Origin of the sequence: Sorangium sp. So ce836 (assembly GCF_028553905.1) — a bacterium.
GTDB classification, from domain to species: Bacteria; Myxococcota_A; Polyangia; order Polyangiales; family Polyangiaceae; genus Sorangium; species Sorangium cellulosum_D.
Genome location: NZ_CP102233.1, coordinates 10,981,227 through 11,001,836 on the forward strand (window position 1 = coordinate 10,981,227; position 20,610 = coordinate 11,001,836).

A 20,610-nucleotide genomic window follows, 5' to 3' on the forward strand; every position below is an offset into this window, starting at 1 on the left:
CGGCGTTAGCTAGAGCGGCTGATAGAGCTGGATCAGGTTCCCGCAAGTGTCCGAGAACACCGCCACCATGACTGGGCCCATCGGCGTGGGCTCCTGCGTGAACGCAACCTGACGCTCCTTGAGGCGCGCGAACTCGGCACGGAGGTCGGTCACCTCGAACGCGGTGAGCGGGATGCCCTGGGCGAACATCGCCTGCTGAAATGTCTTCGCCGCCGGGTTGGCGTTCGGCTCCAGCACGAGCTCGACGTCGTCGGGGCCCTCCGGCGAGACCACGGTGATCCATCGATACTCTCCGACGGGGAAGTCGTTCTTCTTCTTGAAGCCGAGCACCTCCGTGTAGAACTTCAGCGCTCGGTCCTGGTCCTCGACCATGATGCTGTTGAGCTTGATCTTCATCGTTCGCCTCGCTGAGCTGACGGTTCTGGGCCACTCTGCCAGGGCCGGCCGGCTCAGGCTTCTCGAAAACTGCGAAACGCCTCCGGCGGCAGGCGACCCATCAGGCTGAGGCACCCCGGGACGAGCTCCCACGGGAGCTTCCCCGGCACCTGGACCATCGCGCGCAGCCGCCGCTGGTACGCCGACGGCGGCATGCCGATGCGTTGCGCGAACAGAGCGCTGAAGCTGCCGAGGCTGGAGAATCCTACCTCCATGCACACGTCGGTCACGGAGTGCCGCCCAGCGGCCAGGAGCTGCTTGGCCAGGTCGAGGCGCTGCCGGATGCGATACTGGTGCGGGGTCACGCCGAACACGGCCTCGAACTGCCGGATGAAGTGATAGGGAGAGATCGCCACCTCGCGGGCCACGTCTTCGATCGACAGCTTCGCGTCGTGCACCTCGGAAAGCAGGTCGCGTGCCCGACAGAGATTCCTCAGTGCGTCCTGTCCCAGCAGCATCGCCGGCGTCCACGATAGGCTGCGGCGGCGGCGGGCACAAGCCGTGCAACCCGACCCGGGCTGCCGCAGCGAGAGCCCCCCTGGGTCGGCCTGTGCAAGCTGAATGGGGTCGCCACACCACAACTTCGCACGCTCTGTAGGTGGCGGGGGTGGCGGGGGGTAGCGACCGCCAGGTGTCCGCCGCGTCCGCTGTTGTGGTTGTTATCTTGATTACTTCAGCGGAGCATACTTGCCAATTTGATGCGCGGCCGCGGCTACCTCGGGCTACCTCAACCCGGGCTACCTCAACCCGGGCTACCTCAACCCGGGCTACCTCAACCCGGGTCGGGTCGCTCCGGCTACCTCAATCCGGGTCGCGGGTCGCTCCGGGTCGCTCCGCCTCAACCGGTCGCTCCGCCTCAACCCGGATCGGGTCGCTGGTCGCCTCGCCCAACCCGGGTCGGGCTGCCCCCGCACCCCTCGCCTCAACCCGGGTCGGGCTGCCCCCCTGGCAGGAACGCGCTCTCCTCGTACGCGCTGCGGGGATTCCACGCCGCATATCCAGCGCAGCCGGCGTCCTCGATCGCCCGGATCTGCTCCCGAACATGCCATGGCGTATATTTGTACCGCCGCATCGGACGCGAGCTGTCCAGGTCGAACGCCTGCACCCAGCTGCGCAGCAGCGCGATCCGCCCCGGCAGATCTGCCACCCTGCGCCAGCCGGCCGACAGCGACGCGTGGACGGTCTCGTACGGGTGATGGGCAGGGTTCGCGAGCCCGAAGCTGCCGGGCCCCCAGTGCGATGGGTACGGCATCGGCATCACGTAATCGAAGAGCTCCACCGCATCCTCCAGCCGCTGGCCCACGACGTCCTGCGGCCCGAGGAGCGTAATCCCGAACAGATCCGCCGAGATCGGCCGCGACGCCGCGTCGCCGACCTCCGCGCGAAGGAACTCGAAGAAGGCGCGGATCGTCGGCGCCCTCTCCTCGATCGGCGTCCGCGACCGCGGCTCGCGCGCCGCGCCATAGCGCACATAATCGTAATTCACCTCGTCGAAACCGACCGTGAACGCACGGAGCGAGATCTCCGCGATCTCTCGCCATCGCTCCTCCGAGCCTGGATCGTACCAGCCCCGCGGGCCTCCCTTGAACGCGACGAGCCGGGCGATGAGGTAGATCCCGGCGTCGCGAAGGGCTCCCAGCCTCGCCCTGGTGGCATCGTCGCGATCCAGGAGGAGCGCTCCTCCATCCGACCGGACATCGATGACCAGGGAGTTCAGCTCCGTCCGCTGGACCAGGGAGGAGAGCCGATTCATCCGGTCCGCGCTCCTCCCCGCCGCGAAGTTCACGTAAATCGCCTTGGTGACCGTGGGCATGCCGTTCCCCCCGGGCGAACGTAGAGCACGCCGCCGGCCACCCGCGCACGAGCCCCCTCGGCCAGGACACCGTTCCCGGCCGACACACATCGCCCTTGCCGCCCCCTTCGGCCCTCTCCCGCTCTCCCCTCCCCTCCTCGCAACGCGCCCGCGCTCAGGTCGCCAGGAAAGGGTGCTCCTGCATGTACGCCAGGATCGTCTCGCGGCCTGGAAACCCGGCCGCCCCGCCGCCCGGGTCGCGCCCGATCTACCCCCGCATCGCCTGGATCGGGCTGATCCGCGCCGCGCGCAGCGCCGGGAAGAAGCCGCCGAGCACGCCCATCATCACGGCGAGCAGCACCGACGCGATCAGGATCCCCGGCGTCGGCTCGAACGTGAACACGATCTCCGAGAAGCTCGCGAAATTGATCGTCGAGAACCGCACGAACCTCATCCCGAGCGCGGCGAGCACGCCGAGCGCCCCGCCGATCAGCGCGAGGAGGACCGACTCGATCAGGAACGACGTGAGGATGCTCAGCCGGGAGAAGCCGAGCGCCCGCAGCGTGCCTATCTCGCGCTGCCGGTTGGCGATCGACGCGTGCATCGTGATCATCGCGCCGATCATCGCGCCGATCGAGAAGAACACCGCGATGAGCACGCCCATCCCCTTGATGAACATGCTCGTCCCCTCGGACTGCTTCTCGTAATACTCGCTCTCGCGCATCACCTCGAGCCCGAGATTCCGGTTCTGCTCGATCGACGCCTCGAAGGCGTCGAACTTGCTCTCCGAGGCGAGCCGCGCGCGCACCGACGACACGCTCCCCTCCCGGCCGAACGCCGCTCGCGCCGTGTGCAGATCGGCCCAGACCTCGGACTCCGACGAGGAGCCGCCGTCCGAGAACACCCCCACCACCTTCACCGGCCGGTTCTTGCGGAGGTCGAACGACTCGCCGATCGACAGGCCCTTGAAGCGGCGGTAGATCGCCTGCCCCACGATCACCTCGTCCGTGCCCGGCTGCGCCGGCCGGCCCTCGACGATCTTCACCTGCGAGCGGAACGCGAGCACGTCATCGGGCACGCCGCGCACCTGGACGTTCGAGACGCCGTCCGTGCCGAGCTTGTCGAGGAGGATCACCGCCACGACCTCCGCCGCCCCGTCCGGCTTGCCGTCCTGCCGCTTCGCCACCTCGGCGCTCGCCAGGATCAAGCCGATCTGCTGCTCCTCGACGCTGCTCGCCATCTCGACGTCCGACCCCTTCCGGATCACGATCGCGACGTCGCTCCGCGCCGTGCGCCCGAGCGTGCGCTCCACGCTGTTCGCGAGCATGAGCACCGAGGCGAACACGAACACAACGAGGCCGAGCCCCGCCGCCGTCGCGACGGTCGTCGTCTTGCGCACCACCAGATTCCGAACGTTGTAAGCGACGGGGATCATCAGCGCTCTCTCCCGCTTTCAGGTGTCCTGGACAGGCTCCGACGCCGCTCGCTCACGCCACGCGCCGGAGCGCGTCGGTGACCGAGAGCTTCGAGGCTTGGTGCGCCGGCAGGAGCGACGCGACCAGCGACAGCCCCATCGAGAGCAGCACCGCCATCACCATCGTCAGAGGATCGATCCGGAAATAAGGGAACATGCCGCCCATGTTCTCCTCCAGCCACCGGCCCATCCCGAGCTCGATGAGCGGATAGGCGATCGCGAGCCCCACGAGCCCCGCCAGCAGCCCGATGGTCGCCGCCTCCCCGACGATGAAGATCCGCACGTGCTTCGGCTCGAACCCGAGCGCGCGCAGCACGCCGTACTCCCGCGTCCGCTCCCGGACGCCCGTCGCGATCGTGTTGCCGAGGATCATCATCATGATGAGGAGGATGATGACGGACACCACGTTCAGCGCCGTCAGCACGGCCGACATCATCGCCATGAACGACAGGTTCATCGCCCGCTCGCTCATCGTCGCCGTCTGGATGTCCTTCTCATCGAAGACCTTGTCGATCGCCGCGCTGATCTCCGCGCTCCGCGACGGATCGTCGATCCGCGCGGCCATCCAGCCGATCTGGTCGCGATCCCGCTCGGGGATCGACTCGTTCAGATAATCGTAATGGAAGATGAACTGCGACCGGTCCATCGACCTGCGCGACGTCGTGTAGACCCCCGAGATGTTGAACTGCCACGGCCCGGGGTAGATCGTCCCCTCCAGCGTCACCGTGTCGCCCACCTTCACGCCGAGCCGCGTCGCGAGGACGTCGCCCACGATGGCGCCCTTGCGATCGCCCTGCCACCGCTCCATGTCCGCGGGCGAGACCGCCATCTCGTCGTAGACCTTGAAGAAGGTCGCCGACTCGACCGCCATCGAGCCGAAGAAATTGCTCGCGTCGCGCGGATCCTTGCCGCCGAACCAGTTCATGAACGTCCCCTCCGTCACGCCGGGGACCTCGCGGAGCGTGGTCATGTAGCGCTTCGGCAGCGGGAGGATGAACGAGATCTTGTGCCGCGTCGCGATCCGGTCCTTCGCGGCGTAGTCGGCGGCGACGTTCCACGCCGTCAGCACCGTCCGCAGGAGCACGAACGCGAGCACCGCCACCGCCGCGCCGATCACGGTCAGCAGCGTCCTGAACTTGTTCCGGAGGACGTTCCTGGCGGCGACGGAGACGAGGTTCATGACAGGTTCCCCTTGTCGAGCCGGCGCGTCACCGTGGCGCGCTCGGCGGCCTGCGGATCGTGCGTGACCATCAGGATGGTCTTCTTGAACTCCTTGTTGAGCTTCTCCAGGAGCGTCAGGATCTCGTCGGCGCTCTTCCGATCGAGATCGCCGGTCGGCTCGTCCGCCACGATGATCGTCGGGTCGTTCACGATCGCCCGCGCGATCGCCACCCGCTGCTCCTGGCCGCCGGAGAGCTGCCGCGGATAATGGCCCATCCGCTCCTCCAGCCCGACCACGCGCAGCGCCGTCTGCGCGCGCTTCCGCCGCTCGGACGCCGACAGGCCCGTGAGCAGGAGCGGCAGCTCGACGTTCTCGGCCGCGGTGAGGACCGGCATCAGGTTGTAGGCCTGAAAGATGAACCCCATCGTCCTCGACCGGAAGCGCGCCAGCTCGCCGTCGCTCATCCGCGTGAGCTCCTGCCCCGCCACGCGCGCCGTGCCGCGCGTCGGGCGATCGAGCCCGGCGATGAGGTTCAGGAGCGTCGACTTGCCCGAGCCCGAGGGACCCATCAGCGCCTCGTACGACCCCTCCGGGATATCGAGCGTGATGTCGTCGAGCACCACGATCGGCTCCTTGTCGCGGAAATAGGTCTTGCCGACCCCTTGCAGCTCGACAATGGGCTTCGGCTTCCCGTCGCGATACCCCTCGGTCATTCGCTCCCCTTTCCCTTCTCCTTGATCTTCTGGCCGTCCGCGAGGTCGGCGGGCGGCCTGACCACGAGGCGCGCCCCCGGGGCCGGGCCGTCGAGCAGCTCCAGCCCCCCGGGCGCCGGCCCACCCACCTGGATCGGCACCATCCGCGTCTGGCCCTGGTCGACCACGAACACCACCTTGGCGCCGGCCCGCTCGACCACCGCGGCCTCCGGGACGACCCGCTTCGGCGGCTCCTTCATCGCCTCTTCGGACAGCGCCTCCGCGAGGAAGCTCACCCGCGCGCTCATCTCCGGCAGCGCCTCCTTCGCCTCCCCGACGAACTTCACCTTGACCGGGATGGTCGCCTTGGCGCGGTTCACCCGCTTGCCGATCTCCAGCGTGGTGCACCGGTGGCGCTTCGACGGATAAGCATCGAGGACGACCTCGCACGGCTTGCCGGGCTCGATGAGGTAAAGGCGCGTCTCCGGGACGTCGGTCTCGACGACGAGCGACGTGAAATCGGCGATCTCGACGAGGCGCGGCAGCTCCAGGCCGACGACCTCCCCGACCTCCGGCGGCTTCGTCATGATCGTGCCGCTGATCGGCGCGACGATCTTCCGCTCGGCGAGCGTGACCCGGAGGCTCTCGACGTCGGCCGCGGCGGCCTTGACCTCGGCGTCGGCCGCCGCCGCCGACTGCGCGAGGGCGTTCATGCGCGCGGTCAGGTCCTCCATCGAGGCGCGGCCGGTCACCTGGCGCTCGACCAGCGCCCGCTCCCGAGCGACCTGCTGCTCCACCTCGGCGATGCTCGCCCGGGAGGCGGCGGCGCGCGCCCGCGCCGCGGCGACCTTGGCCTGGGCCGCGGCGACGAGGCTCCGCTGGTCGGCGTCCTCGAGCTCCACGAGCGGATCGCCCGCCTTCACCACGTCGCCTTCCTTCACGAACACCCGGGCGATGCGGCCCGGGATCCTGACCCCGACCCGGGAGACGACCTGCGGGACCACATACCCGGTCGACGTCACCGAGATCGAGGCCTGCGCCGGCGAGACCAGCGCGACCTCGGTGGTGGCGACCTCGGTCTTGAAGATCGCGCTCTGCGCCCTCGGCGCGACGAACACGGCGGCGCCGGCGACCGCCGCGAGCGCGAGCACGGCGACGAGGGCGGTGCGGAGCGGGCTCCGCCGATCGGGATCGACGTCCCGCTGGATCCGGAGCGATGCGAGATCCGAGCTGAGCTGGTCGGACACGGCGCCTCCTTATCACGCTTCGGGTGTGGCGTTTATATTCTAACGTTAATTCCTGAGACGCGGCGCCGGACACGCCCGACACGCGCCCGCGGCGCCACGCCTCGGCAGGGTCGGCACTTTCCTCGCGGGCCGGCGCCCTGCGCCGTGGCAATCTGCACGTCCCGACTACAATGCCTCGCGCGGCGCCCGACGCGAGGGGGCGCGAGGTACGTCAAGTCGCCGCCGGACGCCGTGCGCGCCGGGGCGCCGCAACGCTGGTTAGTGTGGCTACCTAACTATCGACCGTGGCACCATGAAGGGCTCATGTTGACGGAAAGCACGGCTGTCGCCTCTGCAAGGGCGCTCACCTGGAGCCGTTCCTCGATCTCGGCGAGCAGCCGCCGGCGGATGCGTTCCTCCGCGAGGAGGCGTTCGCCGCCGAGCGCCGCTCTCCGCTCTCGGTCGCGCGCTGCGCCGGCTGCGGGTTCGTGCAGCTGGAGCTTCGCGCGGCCCGTGATGGAGAGCCAGCGCGCGTTCGCGGAAAGCGGCGGCGAGCTCATCGTCCCGGTTCCAACTCCGACCGTCATCGGGTAAGGGAGCGAGCGACATGGATCCGCTCATCGAGGACGAGCTGCGGAGCCTCTCGGGCATGCTCGGCGACATCGCGCTCCGGTTCGAGGGGAAGACGGTGCTCATCACCGGCGCGGCCGGGTTCATCGGGAGCTACATCGTCGGCGTCCTCCAGGAGCTCAACCGCGGCCGGTTCCGCCGGCCCGCGCAGATCGTCGCGCTCGACAACCTCATCACCGGGACGAAGGAGAACGGCTTCTTCGACCTCGGCGACCCGAACCTCGTCTTCGAGACGCACGACGTGACGAAACCGTACCTGCGCGACATCAGGCCCGACTTCATCCTTCACGGCGCCGGCATCGCGTCTCCGGTGTACTACGCCCGGTACCCGCTCGAGACCATCACGGTGGCGGTCGACGGCATCCGCAACGTCCTCGATCTCGCGCGCCGCGCGCGCCCCGAGGCGGTGCTGTATTTCAGCTCGAGCGAGATCTACGGCGATCCCGATCCCGCGTTCATCCCCACGCCGGAGGACTACCCCGGGCGCGTCTCGCCCACGGGGCTCCGCGCCTGCTACGACGAGTCGAAGCGCCTCGGCGAGACCCTCGCGATGGTCTATCACCGCCAGTTCGGCGTCCCGGTCACGGTCGTTCGCCCCTTCAACGTCTACGGCCCGGGGATGCGGCGCGACGACTCCCGCGTGCTGCCGAGCTTCCTGAACGCCGCGCTCGACCGGCGGCCCATCGAGATCCACCGCGGCGGGGCGCAGACGCGCACGTTCTGCTATGCGACCGACGCGGTGAACGGCTTCCTGCGGGTGCTGCTGCTCGGCCGCCCCGGCGAGGTCTACAACATCGGGTCCGACGCCGAGGAGATCACCATGCGCGAGCTGGCGAAGAAGGTCGAGCGGGCCGTCGGCGAGCCGCTCGACATCGCGCTCGCGGGCTATCCGGAGGGGTATCCGGTGGGCGACCCGAACCGCCGCTGCCCGGACATCACCAAGGCGTCGAGGGAGCTCGGGTACGCGCCGACGACCTCGCTCGAGCAGGGCCTCCCCCGGATGCTCGCCTGGTACCGGCTCCTCCGGAGCGCCGACCGGCCGAGCGGCTGAGGTCACCGCGCCACGTCGATGGACTCGACGGAGGCCGTGAGCTCGTTGTCCGCCGCGGAGCGCCCGCCGACGAGGATCACCTCGCCGTCGCCCGGGCAGATCAGGGGGCTGAAGTAGCGGGTGAACGCGAGCTCTCCCGCGGGCTCCCAGCCGTCGCCGGCGTCGTTGAGCCGGAAGAGGCCGTCGGCGTAGTTGACGTAGAGGTCTTCTTCGTCGTTGCACGCGGTCGCGCCGAATCCCTTGATCGGGATCTCCGAGGGGAGCTCGGGGCCTTCGGCCCACGTCTCGGTCTTCGTGTCGAACGCGTAGACCGCGCCCGAGAACGACTGCGCCTCGCCGACGCCCCCGACGGCGTAGATCACGTCGCCGCGCCTCGCGACGCCCAGCGAGCGGAGCTTGAACGGCGGCTCCGGCATGGGGACCCACGTTGCGCCCGGCGTGGCCAGGTCGATCATGAACCCTCCGGTCCGGAACTCTCCCGACCCCTTGAGCTCCCAGCCCGCCACGACATAGAGGCGATCGCCCACGACCACGATCCCGTGCCCCGAGCGCCCCTCGGGCATGTCCGGCAGCGCCTGCCACGTCCCGGCCTCCGGATCGTAGCGCTCGACGGTCGCCACCGAGGTGAGCGCTTCCGGCTCGCCGACGGCGTTGTCGGCACGGAGCCCGCCGACCCGGATGACGCGACCGTCGACCACCGCGAGCGCCGTGCTCTCCAGGTGCTCGACGGTCCCGAGCTCTTCCCAGGCGCCGCCGGGCAAGAGCGAGAGGCGCCGGAACGCGCTCGACTGGTTCTCGGCCGCGAAGTCTCCGTCGCCGAGCTTCCCCCCGTAGGTATACAGCGTCTCGTCGACGAGGACGGCGCCGAACGAGCTGACCGCCTCGACGAGATCGGGGTAATCGCGCGCCGTCTTCACCTCCGGCGTCTCGGGCTGCCTGTCGAGTTCGCCCGGCTGCACCCCGTCGTCGCCGCAGCCCAGGGCCATCAGCGCGCTCGCCGCGGCGAGCGCCAGATACGTGAAACGCTGCGATCGATTCCCGTGCGACATCGTGACGGTTCTCCTTGGGTCAAGAACGATTCGATGGATGACGGCATCCCTCACTCGATCGCGGCGCCGTGCGCGATCCAGCGGCGGATGGTGTCTCTCTCGCCGGCGGAGAGCGGCTTGAGCGTCGGCGGCATGGCGAGGCCGCAAGTCTCGCGGCACGTGAGGATCTCGCACGCCAGTGTGCCGTCGATCTTGTGCATGAGGAAGCTGTGCTCCGGGTCTCCCGGCGCCACGCGCTTCATCCCGAGGGCGCCGCCGGAGTCGGCGTTCACGTTCTGTTCCCGGAGGGCGGCGAGCTCTGCGTCGCCGACCTGGTCGGGCGGCGTGTCCGCGGTCGGACCGAGGTAGGGCTGGAGCGACGAGCCGTTCTTGCTCGCGTGGCACGCGGCTCCGGTCGCGCACGAGCGCTGCAGCAGCGGCAGCACCTCCGCCCTGAAATCCACGGGCGCCCCCGGCTCGAACGCCTCGTAGTCGTAGCAGGACCCTCCGCCCTGCCCTCCTCCTCCCGCGCTCCCGCCCTGCCCTCCGCCCCCTGCGCTCCCGCCCTCTCCTCCGTCACGGCCGCCCGCGGCGCCGGGCGCGGCGCGCTCGCCGCAGGCGGAGGCGAGCGCGACCGCGAGCGCGAGGAGATGGCCGAGCCGGGCGCCCCGCGACGGATGGCCGGCCGCGGCGCGCGGATCGTGCTGGAGGGCTTGCGAGCTGGCGAGCTGCATACGGAGGATCGCCGGGGGTGGCGCCGGCGATCGGTGCATACCAGAGCTCGAGGTGGACCGCGTCACCGCCGTCGAGACGGAAAACGGCTCTCAGACGGGCGTTGCGTCCCAGCGCGCCGCCAGGTGATCGAAGCCCCGGAACCCGATCGCCGCGGCCCGCACCGGCGGGTGATCCGGATCGAGGCGCAGGTTCGGCAGCCGCGCGAGCAGCTGCTCGAGCGCGACGCGGCCCTCCAGCCGCGCGAGCGGCGCGCCCAGGCAGAAGTGGGCGCCCCGGCCGAAGCTGAAGTGCCGATCGGCGTTCGCCCGGCAGGGGTTGAAGGCCGTCGGCTCGCTGAAGAGGCCCTCGTCGTGGTTGGCCGAGCAGACCGCGAGCTGGACGATCGCGCCCGCCGGCAGCTTCACCCCGCCCAGCTCGACCTCCGTCGTCGTGTGCCGCCCGACCCAGAGGAGCGGCCCGTCGAGCCGCAGCGTCTCCTCGATGACATCGCCGATCCGCGCCGGATCCTCGCGCACGGCGGTGAGGTGCGCTGGGCGCTCCAGCAGCAGCACCAGCACGTTGCCGATGAGGTGGAGCGTCGTCTCGTGCCCGGCCATGATCAGCTGCATGGGCAGGGCGATCAGCTCCTCCTCGCTGAGCTGCGCGCCGTCGTCGAGGTGCGCCCGGATCACCGCCGAGAGCAGATCGTCGCCCGGGCTCCGCCGGCGCTCCGCGATCACCTCGGCGAAATAGCGCTGGAACGCGAGCAGCCCCTTCGCCGCCTCGACCATCCGCTCCGTCGGCTCCGCGTTCCAGACCAGCCGGATCCAGTCGTCGGACCAGCGCTTGAGCCGGGCGATGTCGGCGCGCGGCATGCCGAGCATGTCGCCGATCACGAACGCGGTGAACGGGAACGCGAACCGCTGGATCAGATCCGCGCGGCCCTCGGCGGCGAACCCGCCGATCAGCTCGTCGGCGATGGCGCGGAGCTGCGGCTCCATCGCGGCGACCCGCTGAGGCGTGAACCCCTTGCTGACGAGGCCCCGCAGCCGCGTATGATCGGGCGGATCGGTGGTGAGCATCGTCGGCAGCCGGGCGTTCGGGTCCCCGAGCAGGGCGACCACTTCGGGCGCCAGCGGGGTCCTCGGCTTCATCATGTGCTCCGACGAGAAGCGCTCCGTGTCGCGGAGCGCCGTCAGGACGTCCTCGGGGCGCGTGACGAACCAGCTGTTCGCCGACGCATTGAAGAAGACGGGGGCGCCGCGCCGGGCCTGCGCATAGAACGGGTACGGATCGGCGGCGTGGCTTGGGTGGTAGAGGTCATGGGCGCCGACGGCGGCGCGCAGGTCGTCAGGGGCGGTCATGCTAAGTTCCTCCTGCTCTGTCGAGATCGCGCGAAACAGCGCGATCGCCCGGCGCCGGGGAGCCCCGGTCCGCGGGCGTCATGGAGCTTATGCCGCTCGGGTCCAGAGGCCTATACTCGGCCGCAGGCCGGCCAGCCCCTCGCGGCGCGCCGACCCCTCACCGGATCCGAGCCCGCATGCCACCTTCCCCCGCATCGACCCCGCCTCCCGGGGGCACCCACCTCCCCGGCGCTCCGGCGCGCTCGCGGCGCTCCTGGCTGGGGTGGGCCGGTTTTTCCTGCGTGCTCCTCCTGGCCATCCTCGTGCCCTTCTTCTTCTTCGCGGACCGCATCGAGGCGGCGGCGCGAGCGCTCCTCGCGTCGCCGCCCTCCGGCGTCGCCGCGGCGCTGGTGCTCGGGGGGCTCTTGGCGAGCGATGTGGTCTTGCCGGTGCCATCCAGCTTCGTGAGCACGGCGGCGGGCGGCCTGCTCGGGTTCTGGCGCGGAACGGCCGTGTCGTGGGCGGGCATGATGGCGGGCGCGGGGCTCGGCTACGTGCTCGGCGCGCGGGCGGGGGCGCCGGCCTTGCAGCGGATGGTGGGGGCGTCGGAGCTGGCGCGGCTCACGCGCGCCGCCGAGCGGCACGGGCCCTGGTTCCTGCTCCTGTTCCGCGGCGTACCGGTGCTCTCGGAGGCGTCGGTCGTCTTCGCGGGCGCGGGCCGCATGCCGCTCCGCGCGTTCTTCACGGTGACGGCCCTGGCCAACCTGGGCATCTCGGCCACCTACGCGGCGATGGGGGCGTCCGCCGCGCGGTTCACGTCGGTGCTGCTGCTCTTCGCGGGGATCGTGCTGCTCCCGGGGATCGCGCTCTTGGTCGTCCGCTTGCCGGAGTGGCGGCGGAGGGCGGCGCAGAGGCGCGGCGCGTCCGGGTAGCGTGGCCCACGTGGCCGCGATCGCGCAGCCGCGTGAGAGGGTCGCGAAACCGTCCAGCGCGCACCGCGTAGCAGCATCGAACGACGCGCCACGGGCCATCGCAGGCTGAGGCGGACGCCATGCGGCCGCCCGCGGCCGCTCCGGTCTACGTGGCGCGTTGGAGTAACGATCGCTGCCACGCGGCTCGCCGCGGCGGGCGCGTGCGATGCTTGGCTCCCGCGCCAAGCATCGCACGCGCTCCCGCGATGTATCCACGCATCGCCCGCGACTCAGCGAGGGGCTGTCCGGCTCGCCGTCTCCAGAGATGGCGGAGGCGAGCGGCGGTCCGTCAATCCCACGAAGGAGATCATTTCATGCGACGTGTAAGCTTCATGATAACGACCTCATGCGCCCTCGTGCTCGGCGCCTGCGCGCAGGCGCCCGACGCGGACGAGCAGCTCATCGATCAGGTGGGGCAGGCCCTCACGACCCCGGCGTCGGTGCTCGGGTTCGAGAGCCCCGCCGACTGGACGGTGACCGGCGCCACGAAGAGCGCGAGCGCCGACAGCTCGCAGGGCGCCTCCGCGCTCGCGCTGCGGAGCTTCAACTTCGCGGAGCTCCGGTCCGCGCCGCTCTCGACCGTGTCGGGCGTGACATCGACCCTCGCCTTCGACCTGAAGCCGCCGGTCTCGCCCGCCTTCGGCACCGCGCAGCTCTATATCGATATCCCGTCCGGCGGCGTCCACAGCGCCTACCTGGGCCAGGTGAGCCTCGCCGGGCTCGCCGCGGGCACGTACGCACCGCTCTCGTTCAGCGTACCGGCGAACGTCGTCACCGCCCTGCAACAGACCTACAGCGATCTGACGTTCAAGATCGCCCTGAACGTCCCGCACACGACCGTCGACTACCTGATTGACAACCTGCGCTTCGTGGGCGGCACGTCTGGCGGTCCCTCGAAGGTGGAGCTGCGCCTCTCGGACGCCGACGATCGGATCGCCGTCTCGGTCGGCGGCATCCAGCGGAGGATGTTCCACTTCGGCGAGTCGGACCTTGGCCAGCGCATCGACGTGAGCGACTGGTTCGGGAGCGGCGCCAACGAGCTCCGCGTTCAGCTGCTCAACACCGGAGGCCCGGCGAGCGCCGGCGTCGAGCTCTGGGTGGACGACGCGCTCGTCGTGAGCGAGTCGTGCCCGGCGACGCTGTGCAACGGGTCGGACGTGTGGCAGGGGATCGTGTGGGATCGGACGTTCTCTGTGAGCACCCCGAACCGGCCCGCGTTCCAGCCCGTCACCGTGACGGCTCAAGGCGCGACGCCCGGCGAGGTGTACGTGAACGACGTCTTCACCGGTCGGACCACGCCCACCACCCTCTCGCTCCCGCCGGGCGATTACACGATCGGCGTCGGGATTGGCAGCGAGCTGCCGCCGGCCGACTACACCGGCTCGTTCTACGAGCAGGACGTGACCGTCGGCTCCTCGCCCGTGAACGTCAACGCCACGGCGAGCGCGCCGCTCGGGATCCAGGAGGTGACGCGCATCGCGATCCTGCCCATCCGGAACAGCATCAACTACGTCTCCTCCCTGGGCGGGCCGGACGCGTCGAACACGGGCGTGCTCTTCGACGAGGACGTCGATGATCTCGTGGCGCAGGCCGAGGCGACCAACGATCAATGGTTTCGGCCGCTGTCCTACGGGCTCGCGACCTGGGAGTTCGAGGTCCTGCCCACCATCGAGGACGTGCCGATCTACGAGCAGAGACACGACGGGTGGGACACCACGCGCTTCGTGGCGGAGGCCGGGACCGCGCACCTGGCCAGCCAGTACGACATGATCGTGTATTTCTTCTCGCAGCACCGGGCCGACGGCTCCTGGGTCGATGACGTGTGCAACATCGTGTGGGCGTTCGACGGCACGAACGTCGGGTTCTCGACCAGCTACACCGCAGGGAAGCCGGACCTCCTGAACGCCGAGTTCCTTCACGAGGTGATGCACAACTACGAGGATTACAACCAAAACGCGCTGCACTTCTACAACGGCATCGACGGCCTGCACGGCGGCCATCAGCACGGCTATTACGACGGCTCCAACGGCGAGGTGAATTTCGTGCACTTCTATCGCCACCTCCTGCGCGGCCAGGTCGCCGAGCTCGGCGGCATGCGGACCGACATCCAGTGGCCGGCCATCGGGGCGGTCTCGGGGAGCTCGGACCTCTACCTCGGCTTCTTCCCCGTCCTGCGCCACGGCTACCGCGTGCCGTGACGCTGGCGGCGGCTCCGCGCTCCGACGCGGCGCGGAGCCGCCGTGAGCCGCTCCGCCTCGAAACGGAGAATGCCAGCGAGCCGCGCTTCCGACCGGCGGAGCTCGCTTCAGCGAGCAGCCCGCCTCGGCGGCCCGCCCGGCGCAGCGAACAGCCCACCTCGACGCCCTCGGGCCGCGCGTCTACTCTCACGCGATGGGGTTCATCGCCAGTCTCCTCATCGTCTACGGCGTCGCCGGGGTGGCGCTGGGCGCCGCGGTCGCGATCGCCATCCGGCGCAGCCTGCACCACCAGCGCCGCTCGCAGGTCGCCGCGTACGCGCGGAGCCCTTCGGCCCCGCCCGAGGCGATGCGCGAGGGGTTCGCGCTGCTCCGCGGCGAGGTCGGCGCCGAGGACGCCGCGCTGAACGATGCGGTGATCGCGGTCGAGATCGCGCCGGGCGCGTGGCGCACCCGGGCGCGCGCGTTCTCGCTCCGGCTCCCCTCGGGCGCCGCGGTGCGCGTCGAGCCGGTGTGCGGCCGGCTGAACCTCGACACGACCTTCGTCCCGACGAGCCGCGACGGCGTGCCCGTCTACGTGTCCGAGGTCCGCCCGGGCGACGCCATCTACATCGCCGGCTCGGTGCGCCGCGAGATCGACCCGAGCGCCGCCGGCAAGGGGTACCGCGACGCCGCGCGGGCCTGGGTGCTCCGGGCGCCCACGTACGGCAACCTCTCCGTCTCCTCGGAGACGGTCATCGCCCACCACGCGCGGCGCGCGCGCTTCCACCGCGCCTGGGCGCTCGCGCTCGGCGCGTCGCTCGCGGCGCTGCACCTCGGCCTCTTCCGCGGGTTCCACGCGAGCGTCCTCGGCGACCTCGGCCTCGCCGACGGCATCGGCATCGACCCCGCCGGCGGCATCGGCGTCGGCCCGGCGGCGCTCGCGCTGTTCTTCGTCGGCGCCGCCGCGCTCGCCTACCGCACCCTGGCCGAGCTGACTTCCCCCTGGACCGAGCTCCGCGTGGAGCGCCCCAGGGCAGCGTAGGGCAAGGAGACGACCATGGTCACGGAGGGGAAAGACGAGGGGATGAGGGCCGAGAACGCGCGCCTGCGCGCCCGCATCGAGGAGCTGGAGCGCCGGCTCGGCGCCGCCGCGCCGCCGCCCGACGCGCAGGCGTCCGCGAGCGGGCCCCGCGTGCCGTTCGAGGCGCTCTTCGAGCTGCTGCCGATGCCCGTCTTCGTCTACCGCACCGACGGGCTGCTGGCCGCGATCAACGAGGCCTGCTGCGCGTGGTTCAAGGTCCAGCGGGAGCACGTGGTGGACAGGTTCAACCTGCTCCAGGACCCCGAGGCCGTCACGCGGGGGTTCACCGAGCCGTTCCGGCGCGCGGTCGCCGGCGAGGTGACCACGCTCCCGGCGACCCCCTACGAGATGGGCGAGAGCGGCGACGGGGGGGCGAGCCGCCGGTGCTGGCTCGAGGTGACGTACCTGCCGCTCCGGGACGAGGCCGGGGTCAGGTACGTCGTTTCGCTGACCCGCGACGTCACGGCGCACAAGGAGGCCGAGGCGCAGCAGCGCCGGAGCGCCGCGCTGCTGGAGGCCGTCATCGACAACGCCCCCCTGCTCATCTACGCGCGCGACACCGAGGGCCGCTACATCGTCGCGAACCGCCAGCTCGAGGCGGCGCTCGGCATGCCCCGGGGCGGGGTCCTGGGGCTCCGCTCGCACGATCTCGTGCCCCGGGAGATCGCCGACCAGTTCGAGGCGCAGGACCGCGAGGCGCTCGTCGCCAGCGCGCCGATGACCCTCGAGGACCAGGTGGAGCGGCCCGACGGCATGCGCGTGTACCTCACCACGAAGTTCGCGCTCCGCGACGAGGACGGCAAGGCCACGGGCGTCTGCGGCATCTCGGCGGACATCACCGAGCGGGTGCGGGCCGAGCAGCAGAGCCTGATGCTCCAGGAGCAGATGTTCCGCGTCCGCGAGGAGACGCTCCAGTCCATCGCCACGCCGCTCCTGCCCATCGCCGCCGGCGTGCTCGTCATGCCGCTCGTCGGCACGATGACCCGCGAGCGGGCCGATCGGGTGATCGAGGTGCTCCTCCACGGGATCTCGGCCCAGCAGGCCAGGATCGCGCTCCTCGACGTCACCGGCATGCCCGAGGCGGGGGCGGAGGTGATCGACGCGCTGGTCCGGGCCGCCCGGAGCGTGCGGCTCCTCGGCGCCGAGATCGTGATCACCGGGATCCGGCCGAGCGTGGCCCAGGCGCTCGTCGGCACCGCGACGGATCTCGGGGGGATCGTCACGAAGGGGACGCTGGAGCGGGGCGTCGCCTACGCGCTCTCCCGCCGCAGCCCCGGCGGCACGTCGGGTTAGCGCCGCGCGCCCGAGAGCCCGTCAGCGGATGGCCGACGCGCGTCGCTCGCCGGCGCGGCGCCCCCGCTGGGGCCGCCCGCGCCGGCCGCGCGCGCCGGCGCGGAGCCAGGCGGCGGCGCCGAGCGCGGCGGCGCCGAGCGGGACGCTCCACCCCGAGCCGCCGGCGCCGGGCGGCGCCACGCCGCAGGCGACCAGCTGGTCGTCCGCGCACTCCGGCGAGAACCCGTGAGGAGGGATGGGGTTGCACTCCGCCGTGGAGAGATCCCGAGGGGGGTAGATCTGGCAGATGCCCGCGATGTCGTCCGCGTGCAGCGTCCGGAAGTTCATCGGATCCGACCTGTCGTACCGTTCGTGCATGGTCGCCTCCGGACCGGCCAGGGTGTGGTCGAGGCCCAGGAAATGCCCGGCCTCGTGCGTGACGATGGCGAGGAGATCCTCCCTCGGCGCCGCGGAGTCGTCCTCGACGGTGAAGTCGTAGAGATTTGTGTTGATCTCCATGTCGGCGCCCCAGAGATCACCGGTGTTCTTGTCGAACTGCACCGTCGTGAGCGCGAGCATCTCGGACCTGTGCCCGGCGGTCGCGAGCCAGTCCATGTCGCGGAAGACGACCACGTTGGCGTTGCCCGGCACGAGCCCGTCGACGACCCTGGTCTTGCCGTCCCGCGCGTTCAGCTCCACCGCGCCGCAGCTCGCGGGCCCGAGGTTCTGCACGCGGATGCCGGGGGGTCTCCCCCCGTCGCAGGGCGCCTCCTGCCATGTCCTGAACGCGGCATCGAGCACGTCGGAGATCTGCTGGTAGGAGATCTCGCTCGACGCGTCCTTCTGGACGTTGAATCCGATGCAGCTGCTCGTCCAGCGGAGCGGCCTGCAATAGCCGACCGGCAGGTCGTCCTGCAGGCAGAGCTCCGAGACCTTGCAGGTGTTCGAGCGGCAGTAGGCCGAGGCCTGCTGCGCGCTGGCCAGCGCGGCGAGCGCGGCAGCCGCGCCGAGCCACCTCGCACTCTTCGTCGACATCGACTCCTCCACGATCGCTTGACCGTACCGCGACGGTACCAGCGCGCGAGGGGGGCGTGGGGATTTCGCGGCCGGCGCCCTTGCCGGCCGCGGGCCCGGCGCCATCCTGAGCACATGGGGCGTGCTCGTGGGTGAGGCGGGCGGCGGGGCGAATGCGGCCCCGGGGGGCGCGGAGCCGGCTCCGGGCGGGGCGCCGGCGCCGAGCTTCCTGTGCGACGCGATGCTCGGCGGCCTGTCGCGCTGGCTGCGCGGCGCGGGGTACGACGCGACGTTCGAGCACGGAATCGACGACGGCGATCTCGTGCGGCTGGCGCAGCAGACCGGCCGGGTGCTGCTGAGCTCCGACGCGGGGGTGTTCGAGCGGCGCCCCCTGCGCACCGCGGCCGTGCGCGGGCTCTACGTGCCCCGCGGGCTGCGGCCGATGGAGCAGGCGGGCTTCGTGCTGCGCGAGCTCGGGCTGCCCGTGCGGGATCCGCGGTGCATGGCGTGCGGCGGCGCGCTCGCGGCCGCGCCGAAGGACACGGTGCGCGGCGCGGTGCCCGGGGTGGTGGCGGATCGCTACGACGAGTTCTGGCGCTGCGAGCGCTGCGGCAAGGTCCTGTGGAAGGGCAGCCACTGGGAGGGCATCGCCGCCGGCGTCGCGACGGCCGCAGCCGGCGCGGGGGCCGAGATAGGCGCGGGCGCCGAGGCAGGCGCGGGCGCCGAGGCCCCTGCTGCGCCGACGGGAGGCCGCAAGCCCGCGCCGTGACCGGGGCGGCTCCTGCCGGCAGCGGCAGCGTCGGCGTCCCGAGCACCGCGATCCGCCATCGCTGACGGGTCTCTGCGCGGCCCGCGCGGGTATTCGCAAGGGCTGCTCCTGTGCTGTAAAATTTTACGTCTCCAGGACGAGCTTCGATCTGGTCATCAGCGCCGAGGGGGACGAGTACACGATGGCGCCCTCGCCGGTCGTCGTCATCAGCCAGGACATCTCGGAGTAGCGACACCCGCGCCGGGCCAGGCGGTGGCGGCCTCGCTCCCCCGCCAGCGGCCCGGCGGACCGACCCGGCGCACGCTACAGGCACGTGTTGTCGACGACCACGCCTTTCGCCTGGAAGCGCTCGGTCGCGGGCTCCCCGTCGAGCGTGACGGCGATGTCCATGTCGATGACGCACGGGATGCCGGTGTTCGGCTCGGTCTCCCACGACATGATGCCGGTGGCGCCGGTCACGGGATAACGCCCCTCCGCGCCCGGCGTGCGCGGCTCCGTGCAATCGCGCATATCGCCGGTGAGCGCCACGTCCAGCAAGGCCCAGAGCTCCGGGAGCTCGACCCCGGCATAGCGCGGATCGCTCTGGGTCGGCCAGGTGAGATAGAGCGTCAGGCGCCGGTTCGCCGCCAGATCGGCGTGGTGCACATAAACCCGATCGCGCGAGACGATCTCGTAATCCCCGCTGGCGCAGGACGTGTCCGCCGACACGTTCATCCCGGCCGCGTGCGCCGTGCACGCATTGCAATAAACGCGCTGATCGCACCCGCAGCCCCCCGCGCATTCCTCGGGACAGTCCCAGCGGCTCGGCCGGGGGGCGCACACGCCCTGCGCCTCTCCGGGGCACGCATCGTCGGGCGTCTCGCAGTATTCCGTCTCGCCGCACGTCGCGCCCGCGCTCCCTCCGCAGGCGATCGGCGCGCCGCCTCCGCCACCCCCGGTCGAGCTTGCGTCCGCGCCGCCCGCGCCGCCCGCGCGGTTCACAGGCGGACGAGCCCGGCCTTCGCGGAGGCGTTGCCGCGCCGCCGGCGGAGCGCGCCGGCCAGCACCAGCGCGATCGCCGCGAGCGGCGCCCCGCGCGAGCCCTGCGCGCCGGCCACGAGGCAGCCACAGCCGCCGTCCGCGCCGGCGCCATCCGAGCCGGCCCCGCCGGCGCCCCCGGCGCCCCGGCGCCGCCGGCGCCGCCCGTGCCGCCGCTGCCGGCCGGATCCGCGACCCCGCCGCCCGCGCCGGAGTCCAGGCTCGCGCCCGTCGAGCCGGTGGGCCCGCTGGTCGCGGTCGCGCTCGCGTCGTCCACGCAGGCGCCGCCGGCGCAGATCTGCCCGCTCGGGCACACCGCTCCAGCGCACGCGTCCACGCACGCCCCGGCGTCGCAGCGCTGGCCGGACGGGCACGCGACGCCGACGCAGGCCGACTCCCTGCAAAGCCCGCTCTCCTCCTCGCACGCGCGCCCGCTCGGGCACGGCGTGCACGGACAGCTCGGCTTGCACACGCCGCCGTCGCAGACCGTGCCTTCCTCGCAGGTCACGTTGCTGCACGGGTCGACACAGACGCCGACCCGGCACACCGTCGGGAAGGGGCACTGCACTCCATCGCAGGCCGCGCGGCACTGCCCGCCGGCGCACACCTGCCCCGCGTCGCAGACGACGTCGGCGCAGGCCGGATCGACGCAGAACCCCGCGGCGTTGCACTCCTTCTCCGGCGGGCACACGAACTCGCCCCTGCCGCACGCCTGCACGCACACGCCCCGATCACAGACGTGATCCGCGGGGCAGAGATCGC

19 protein-coding genes and 1 pseudogene are annotated in these 20,610 nt (G+C 71.4%); 8 read left to right on the forward strand and 12 right to left on the reverse strand.

Going from position 1 to position 20,610, the window contains the following annotated elements; genetic code table 11:
• Positions 1-9: 9 nt before the first annotated feature.
• The 7 genes from NQZ70_RS39980 to NQZ70_RS40010 all read right to left on the reverse strand — a co-directional run bounded on the left by NQZ70_RS39980 (position 10) and on the right by NQZ70_RS40010 (position 6,802).
• Positions 10-396 carry a VOC family protein gene (locus NQZ70_RS39980; protein WP_129578914.1) on the reverse strand — a complete coding sequence of 129 codons (387 nt, stop codon included), beginning with the start codon at positions 394-396 and terminating at the stop codon, positions 10-12.
• Between the two features lie 53 nt (positions 397-449).
• Positions 450-893: a helix-turn-helix transcriptional regulator gene (locus tag NQZ70_RS39985; protein WP_129578915.1), complete on the reverse strand. Its 444-nt coding sequence runs from the start codon at positions 891-893 to the stop codon at positions 450-452.
• A 464-nt stretch (positions 894-1,357) separates the two neighbouring features.
• Positions 1,358-2,248: a putative glycoside hydrolase gene (locus NQZ70_RS39990; protein WP_129578916.1), complete on the reverse strand. Its 891-nt coding sequence runs from the start codon at positions 2,246-2,248 to the stop codon at positions 1,358-1,360.
• Positions 2,249-2,495: 247 nt separating this feature from the next.
• Positions 2,496-3,662 carry an ABC transporter permease gene (locus tag NQZ70_RS39995; RefSeq protein ID WP_129578917.1) on the reverse strand — a complete coding sequence of 389 codons (1,167 nt, stop codon included), beginning with the start codon at positions 3,660-3,662 and terminating at the stop codon, positions 2,496-2,498.
• Between the two features lie 52 nt (positions 3,663-3,714).
• On the reverse strand, positions 3,715-4,881 hold the full coding sequence (locus NQZ70_RS40000) for an ABC transporter permease (protein WP_129578918.1): 1,167 nt from the start codon (positions 4,879-4,881) through the stop codon (positions 3,715-3,717).
• On the reverse strand, positions 4,878-5,576 hold the full coding sequence (locus NQZ70_RS40005) for an ABC transporter ATP-binding protein (protein WP_129578919.1): 699 nt from the start codon (positions 5,574-5,576) through the stop codon (positions 4,878-4,880). The genes NQZ70_RS40000 and NQZ70_RS40005 overlap by 4 nt, the downstream gene beginning before the upstream one ends.
• Positions 5,573-6,802, reverse strand: a complete 1,230-nt coding sequence (locus NQZ70_RS40010; RefSeq protein ID WP_129578920.1) for an efflux RND transporter periplasmic adaptor subunit — start codon at positions 6,800-6,802, stop codon at positions 5,573-5,575. The genes NQZ70_RS40005 and NQZ70_RS40010 overlap by 4 nt, the downstream gene beginning before the upstream one ends.
• Before the next feature lie 347 nt (positions 6,803-7,149).
• On the opposite strand from NQZ70_RS40010, the pseudogene NQZ70_RS53575 reads away from it, so the two are divergent.
• A pseudogene (locus NQZ70_RS53575) lies at positions 7,150-7,230 on the forward strand (hypothetical protein); the annotation flags it as partial.
• Positions 7,231-7,388: 158 nt separating this feature from the next.
• On the forward strand, positions 7,389-8,462 hold the full coding sequence (locus NQZ70_RS40020) for an NAD-dependent epimerase/dehydratase family protein (RefSeq protein WP_207217606.1): 1,074 nt from the start codon (positions 7,389-7,391) through the stop codon (positions 8,460-8,462).
• A 2-nt stretch (positions 8,463-8,464) separates the two neighbouring features.
• Here the strand turns inward: NQZ70_RS40020 and NQZ70_RS40025 are convergent, their stop codons facing one another.
• The 3 genes from NQZ70_RS40025 to NQZ70_RS40035 all read right to left on the reverse strand — a co-directional run bounded on the left by NQZ70_RS40025 (position 8,465) and on the right by NQZ70_RS40035 (position 11,568).
• A complete protein-coding gene (locus NQZ70_RS40025) occupies positions 8,465-9,511 on the reverse strand; it encodes a kelch motif-containing protein (RefSeq protein WP_129578921.1) in 1,047 nt (348 codons plus the stop codon).
• Between the two features lie 50 nt (positions 9,512-9,561).
• Positions 9,562-10,224, reverse strand: a complete 663-nt coding sequence (locus tag NQZ70_RS40030; RefSeq protein ID WP_165374403.1) for a hypothetical protein — start codon at positions 10,222-10,224, stop codon at positions 9,562-9,564.
• A gap of 90 nt (positions 10,225-10,314) precedes the next feature.
• Positions 10,315-11,568 carry a cytochrome P450 gene (locus tag NQZ70_RS40035; protein WP_129578922.1) on the reverse strand — a complete coding sequence of 418 codons (1,254 nt, stop codon included), beginning with the start codon at positions 11,566-11,568 and terminating at the stop codon, positions 10,315-10,317.
• Between the two features lie 176 nt (positions 11,569-11,744).
• Between NQZ70_RS40035 and NQZ70_RS40040 the strand changes: the two genes are divergently transcribed.
• From NQZ70_RS40040 to NQZ70_RS40055, 4 genes are all read left to right on the forward strand, one after another.
• Positions 11,745-12,479 carry a TVP38/TMEM64 family protein gene (locus NQZ70_RS40040; protein WP_129578923.1) on the forward strand — a complete coding sequence of 245 codons (735 nt, stop codon included), beginning with the start codon at positions 11,745-11,747 and terminating at the stop codon, positions 12,477-12,479.
• A gap of 353 nt (positions 12,480-12,832) precedes the next feature.
• Complete coding sequence (locus NQZ70_RS40045; protein ID WP_129578924.1) at positions 12,833-14,716, forward strand: hypothetical protein; 1,884 nt, start codon at positions 12,833-12,835, stop codon at positions 14,714-14,716.
• Positions 14,717-14,909: 193 nt separating this feature from the next.
• The gene (locus NQZ70_RS40050) at positions 14,910-15,737 is read left to right on the forward strand and encodes a hypothetical protein (RefSeq protein WP_129578925.1); all 828 of its coding nucleotides are present in this window, start codon (positions 14,910-14,912) and stop codon (positions 15,735-15,737) included.
• A gap of 15 nt (positions 15,738-15,752) precedes the next feature.
• Positions 15,753-17,069, forward strand: a complete 1,317-nt coding sequence (locus tag NQZ70_RS40055) for a PAS domain-containing protein (protein WP_129578926.1) — start codon at positions 15,753-15,755, stop codon at positions 17,067-17,069.
• 21 nt (positions 17,070-17,090) lie between these two features.
• Here the strand turns inward: NQZ70_RS40055 and NQZ70_RS40060 are convergent, their stop codons facing one another.
• Positions 17,091-18,083, reverse strand: a complete 993-nt coding sequence (locus NQZ70_RS40060; protein ID WP_129578927.1) for a matrixin family metalloprotease — start codon at positions 18,081-18,083, stop codon at positions 17,091-17,093.
• A gap of 121 nt (positions 18,084-18,204) precedes the next feature.
• On the opposite strand from NQZ70_RS40060, the gene NQZ70_RS40065 reads away from it, so the two are divergent.
• Entirely contained in the window at positions 18,205-18,831 is a 627-nt protein-coding gene (locus NQZ70_RS40065) for a Mut7-C RNAse domain-containing protein (protein ID WP_129578928.1), read from the forward strand.
• A 303-nt stretch (positions 18,832-19,134) separates the two neighbouring features.
• Here NQZ70_RS40065 and NQZ70_RS40070 read toward each other — a convergent pair whose 3' ends face one another.
• A complete protein-coding gene (locus tag NQZ70_RS40070) occupies positions 19,135-19,545 on the reverse strand; it encodes a hypothetical protein (RefSeq protein WP_272826529.1) in 411 nt (136 codons plus the stop codon).
• Between the two features lie 470 nt (positions 19,546-20,015).
• Between NQZ70_RS40070 and NQZ70_RS40075 the strand changes: the two genes are divergently transcribed.
• The gene (locus tag NQZ70_RS40075) at positions 20,016-20,591 is read left to right on the forward strand and encodes a hypothetical protein (protein WP_272826531.1); all 576 of its coding nucleotides are present in this window, start codon (positions 20,016-20,018) and stop codon (positions 20,589-20,591) included.
• Positions 20,592-20,610 lie beyond the last annotated feature (19 nt).

What these genes read in the sequence shown, in the direction of transcription:
- NQZ70_RS39980 (WP_129578914.1), bottom strand. Translation starts at nt 396, where the DNA reads ATGAAGATCAAGCTCAACAGCATCATGGTCGAGGACCAGGACCGAGCG.
- NQZ70_RS39985 (WP_129578915.1), bottom strand. Translation starts at nt 893, where the DNA reads ATGCTGCTGGGACAGGACGCACTGAGGAATCTCTGTCGGGCACGCGAC.
- NQZ70_RS39990 (WP_129578916.1), bottom strand. Translation starts at nt 2,248, where the DNA reads ATGCCCACGGTCACCAAGGCGATTTACGTGAACTTCGCGGCGGGGAGG.
- NQZ70_RS39995 (WP_129578917.1), bottom strand. Translation starts at nt 3,662, where the DNA reads ATGATCCCCGTCGCTTACAACGTTCGGAATCTGGTGGTGCGCAAGACG.
- NQZ70_RS40000 (WP_129578918.1), bottom strand. Translation starts at nt 4,881, where the DNA reads ATGAACCTCGTCTCCGTCGCCGCCAGGAACGTCCTCCGGAACAAGTTC.
- NQZ70_RS40005 (WP_129578919.1), bottom strand. Translation starts at nt 5,576, where the DNA reads ATGACCGAGGGGTATCGCGACGGGAAGCCGAAGCCCATTGTCGAGCTG.
- NQZ70_RS40020 (WP_207217606.1), top strand. Translation starts at nt 7,389, where the DNA reads ATGGATCCGCTCATCGAGGACGAGCTGCGGAGCCTCTCGGGCATGCTC.
- NQZ70_RS40025 (WP_129578921.1), bottom strand. Translation starts at nt 9,511, where the DNA reads ATGTCGCACGGGAATCGATCGCAGCGTTTCACGTATCTGGCGCTCGCC.
- NQZ70_RS40030 (WP_165374403.1), bottom strand. Translation starts at nt 10,224, where the DNA reads ATGCAGCTCGCCAGCTCGCAAGCCCTCCAGCACGATCCGCGCGCCGCG.
- NQZ70_RS40035 (WP_129578922.1), bottom strand. Translation starts at nt 11,568, where the DNA reads ATGACCGCCCCTGACGACCTGCGCGCCGCCGTCGGCGCCCATGACCTC.
- NQZ70_RS40040 (WP_129578923.1), top strand. Translation starts at nt 11,745, where the DNA reads ATGCCACCTTCCCCCGCATCGACCCCGCCTCCCGGGGGCACCCACCTC.
- NQZ70_RS40045 (WP_129578924.1), top strand. Translation starts at nt 12,833, where the DNA reads ATGCGACGTGTAAGCTTCATGATAACGACCTCATGCGCCCTCGTGCTC.
- NQZ70_RS40050 (WP_129578925.1), top strand. Translation starts at nt 14,910, where the DNA reads ATGGGGTTCATCGCCAGTCTCCTCATCGTCTACGGCGTCGCCGGGGTG.
- NQZ70_RS40055 (WP_129578926.1), top strand. Translation starts at nt 15,753, where the DNA reads ATGGTCACGGAGGGGAAAGACGAGGGGATGAGGGCCGAGAACGCGCGC.
- NQZ70_RS40060 (WP_129578927.1), bottom strand. Translation starts at nt 18,083, where the DNA reads ATGTCGACGAAGAGTGCGAGGTGGCTCGGCGCGGCTGCCGCGCTCGCC.
- NQZ70_RS40070 (WP_272826529.1), bottom strand. Translation starts at nt 19,545, where the DNA reads ATGAACGTGTCGGCGGACACGTCCTGCGCCAGCGGGGATTACGAGATC.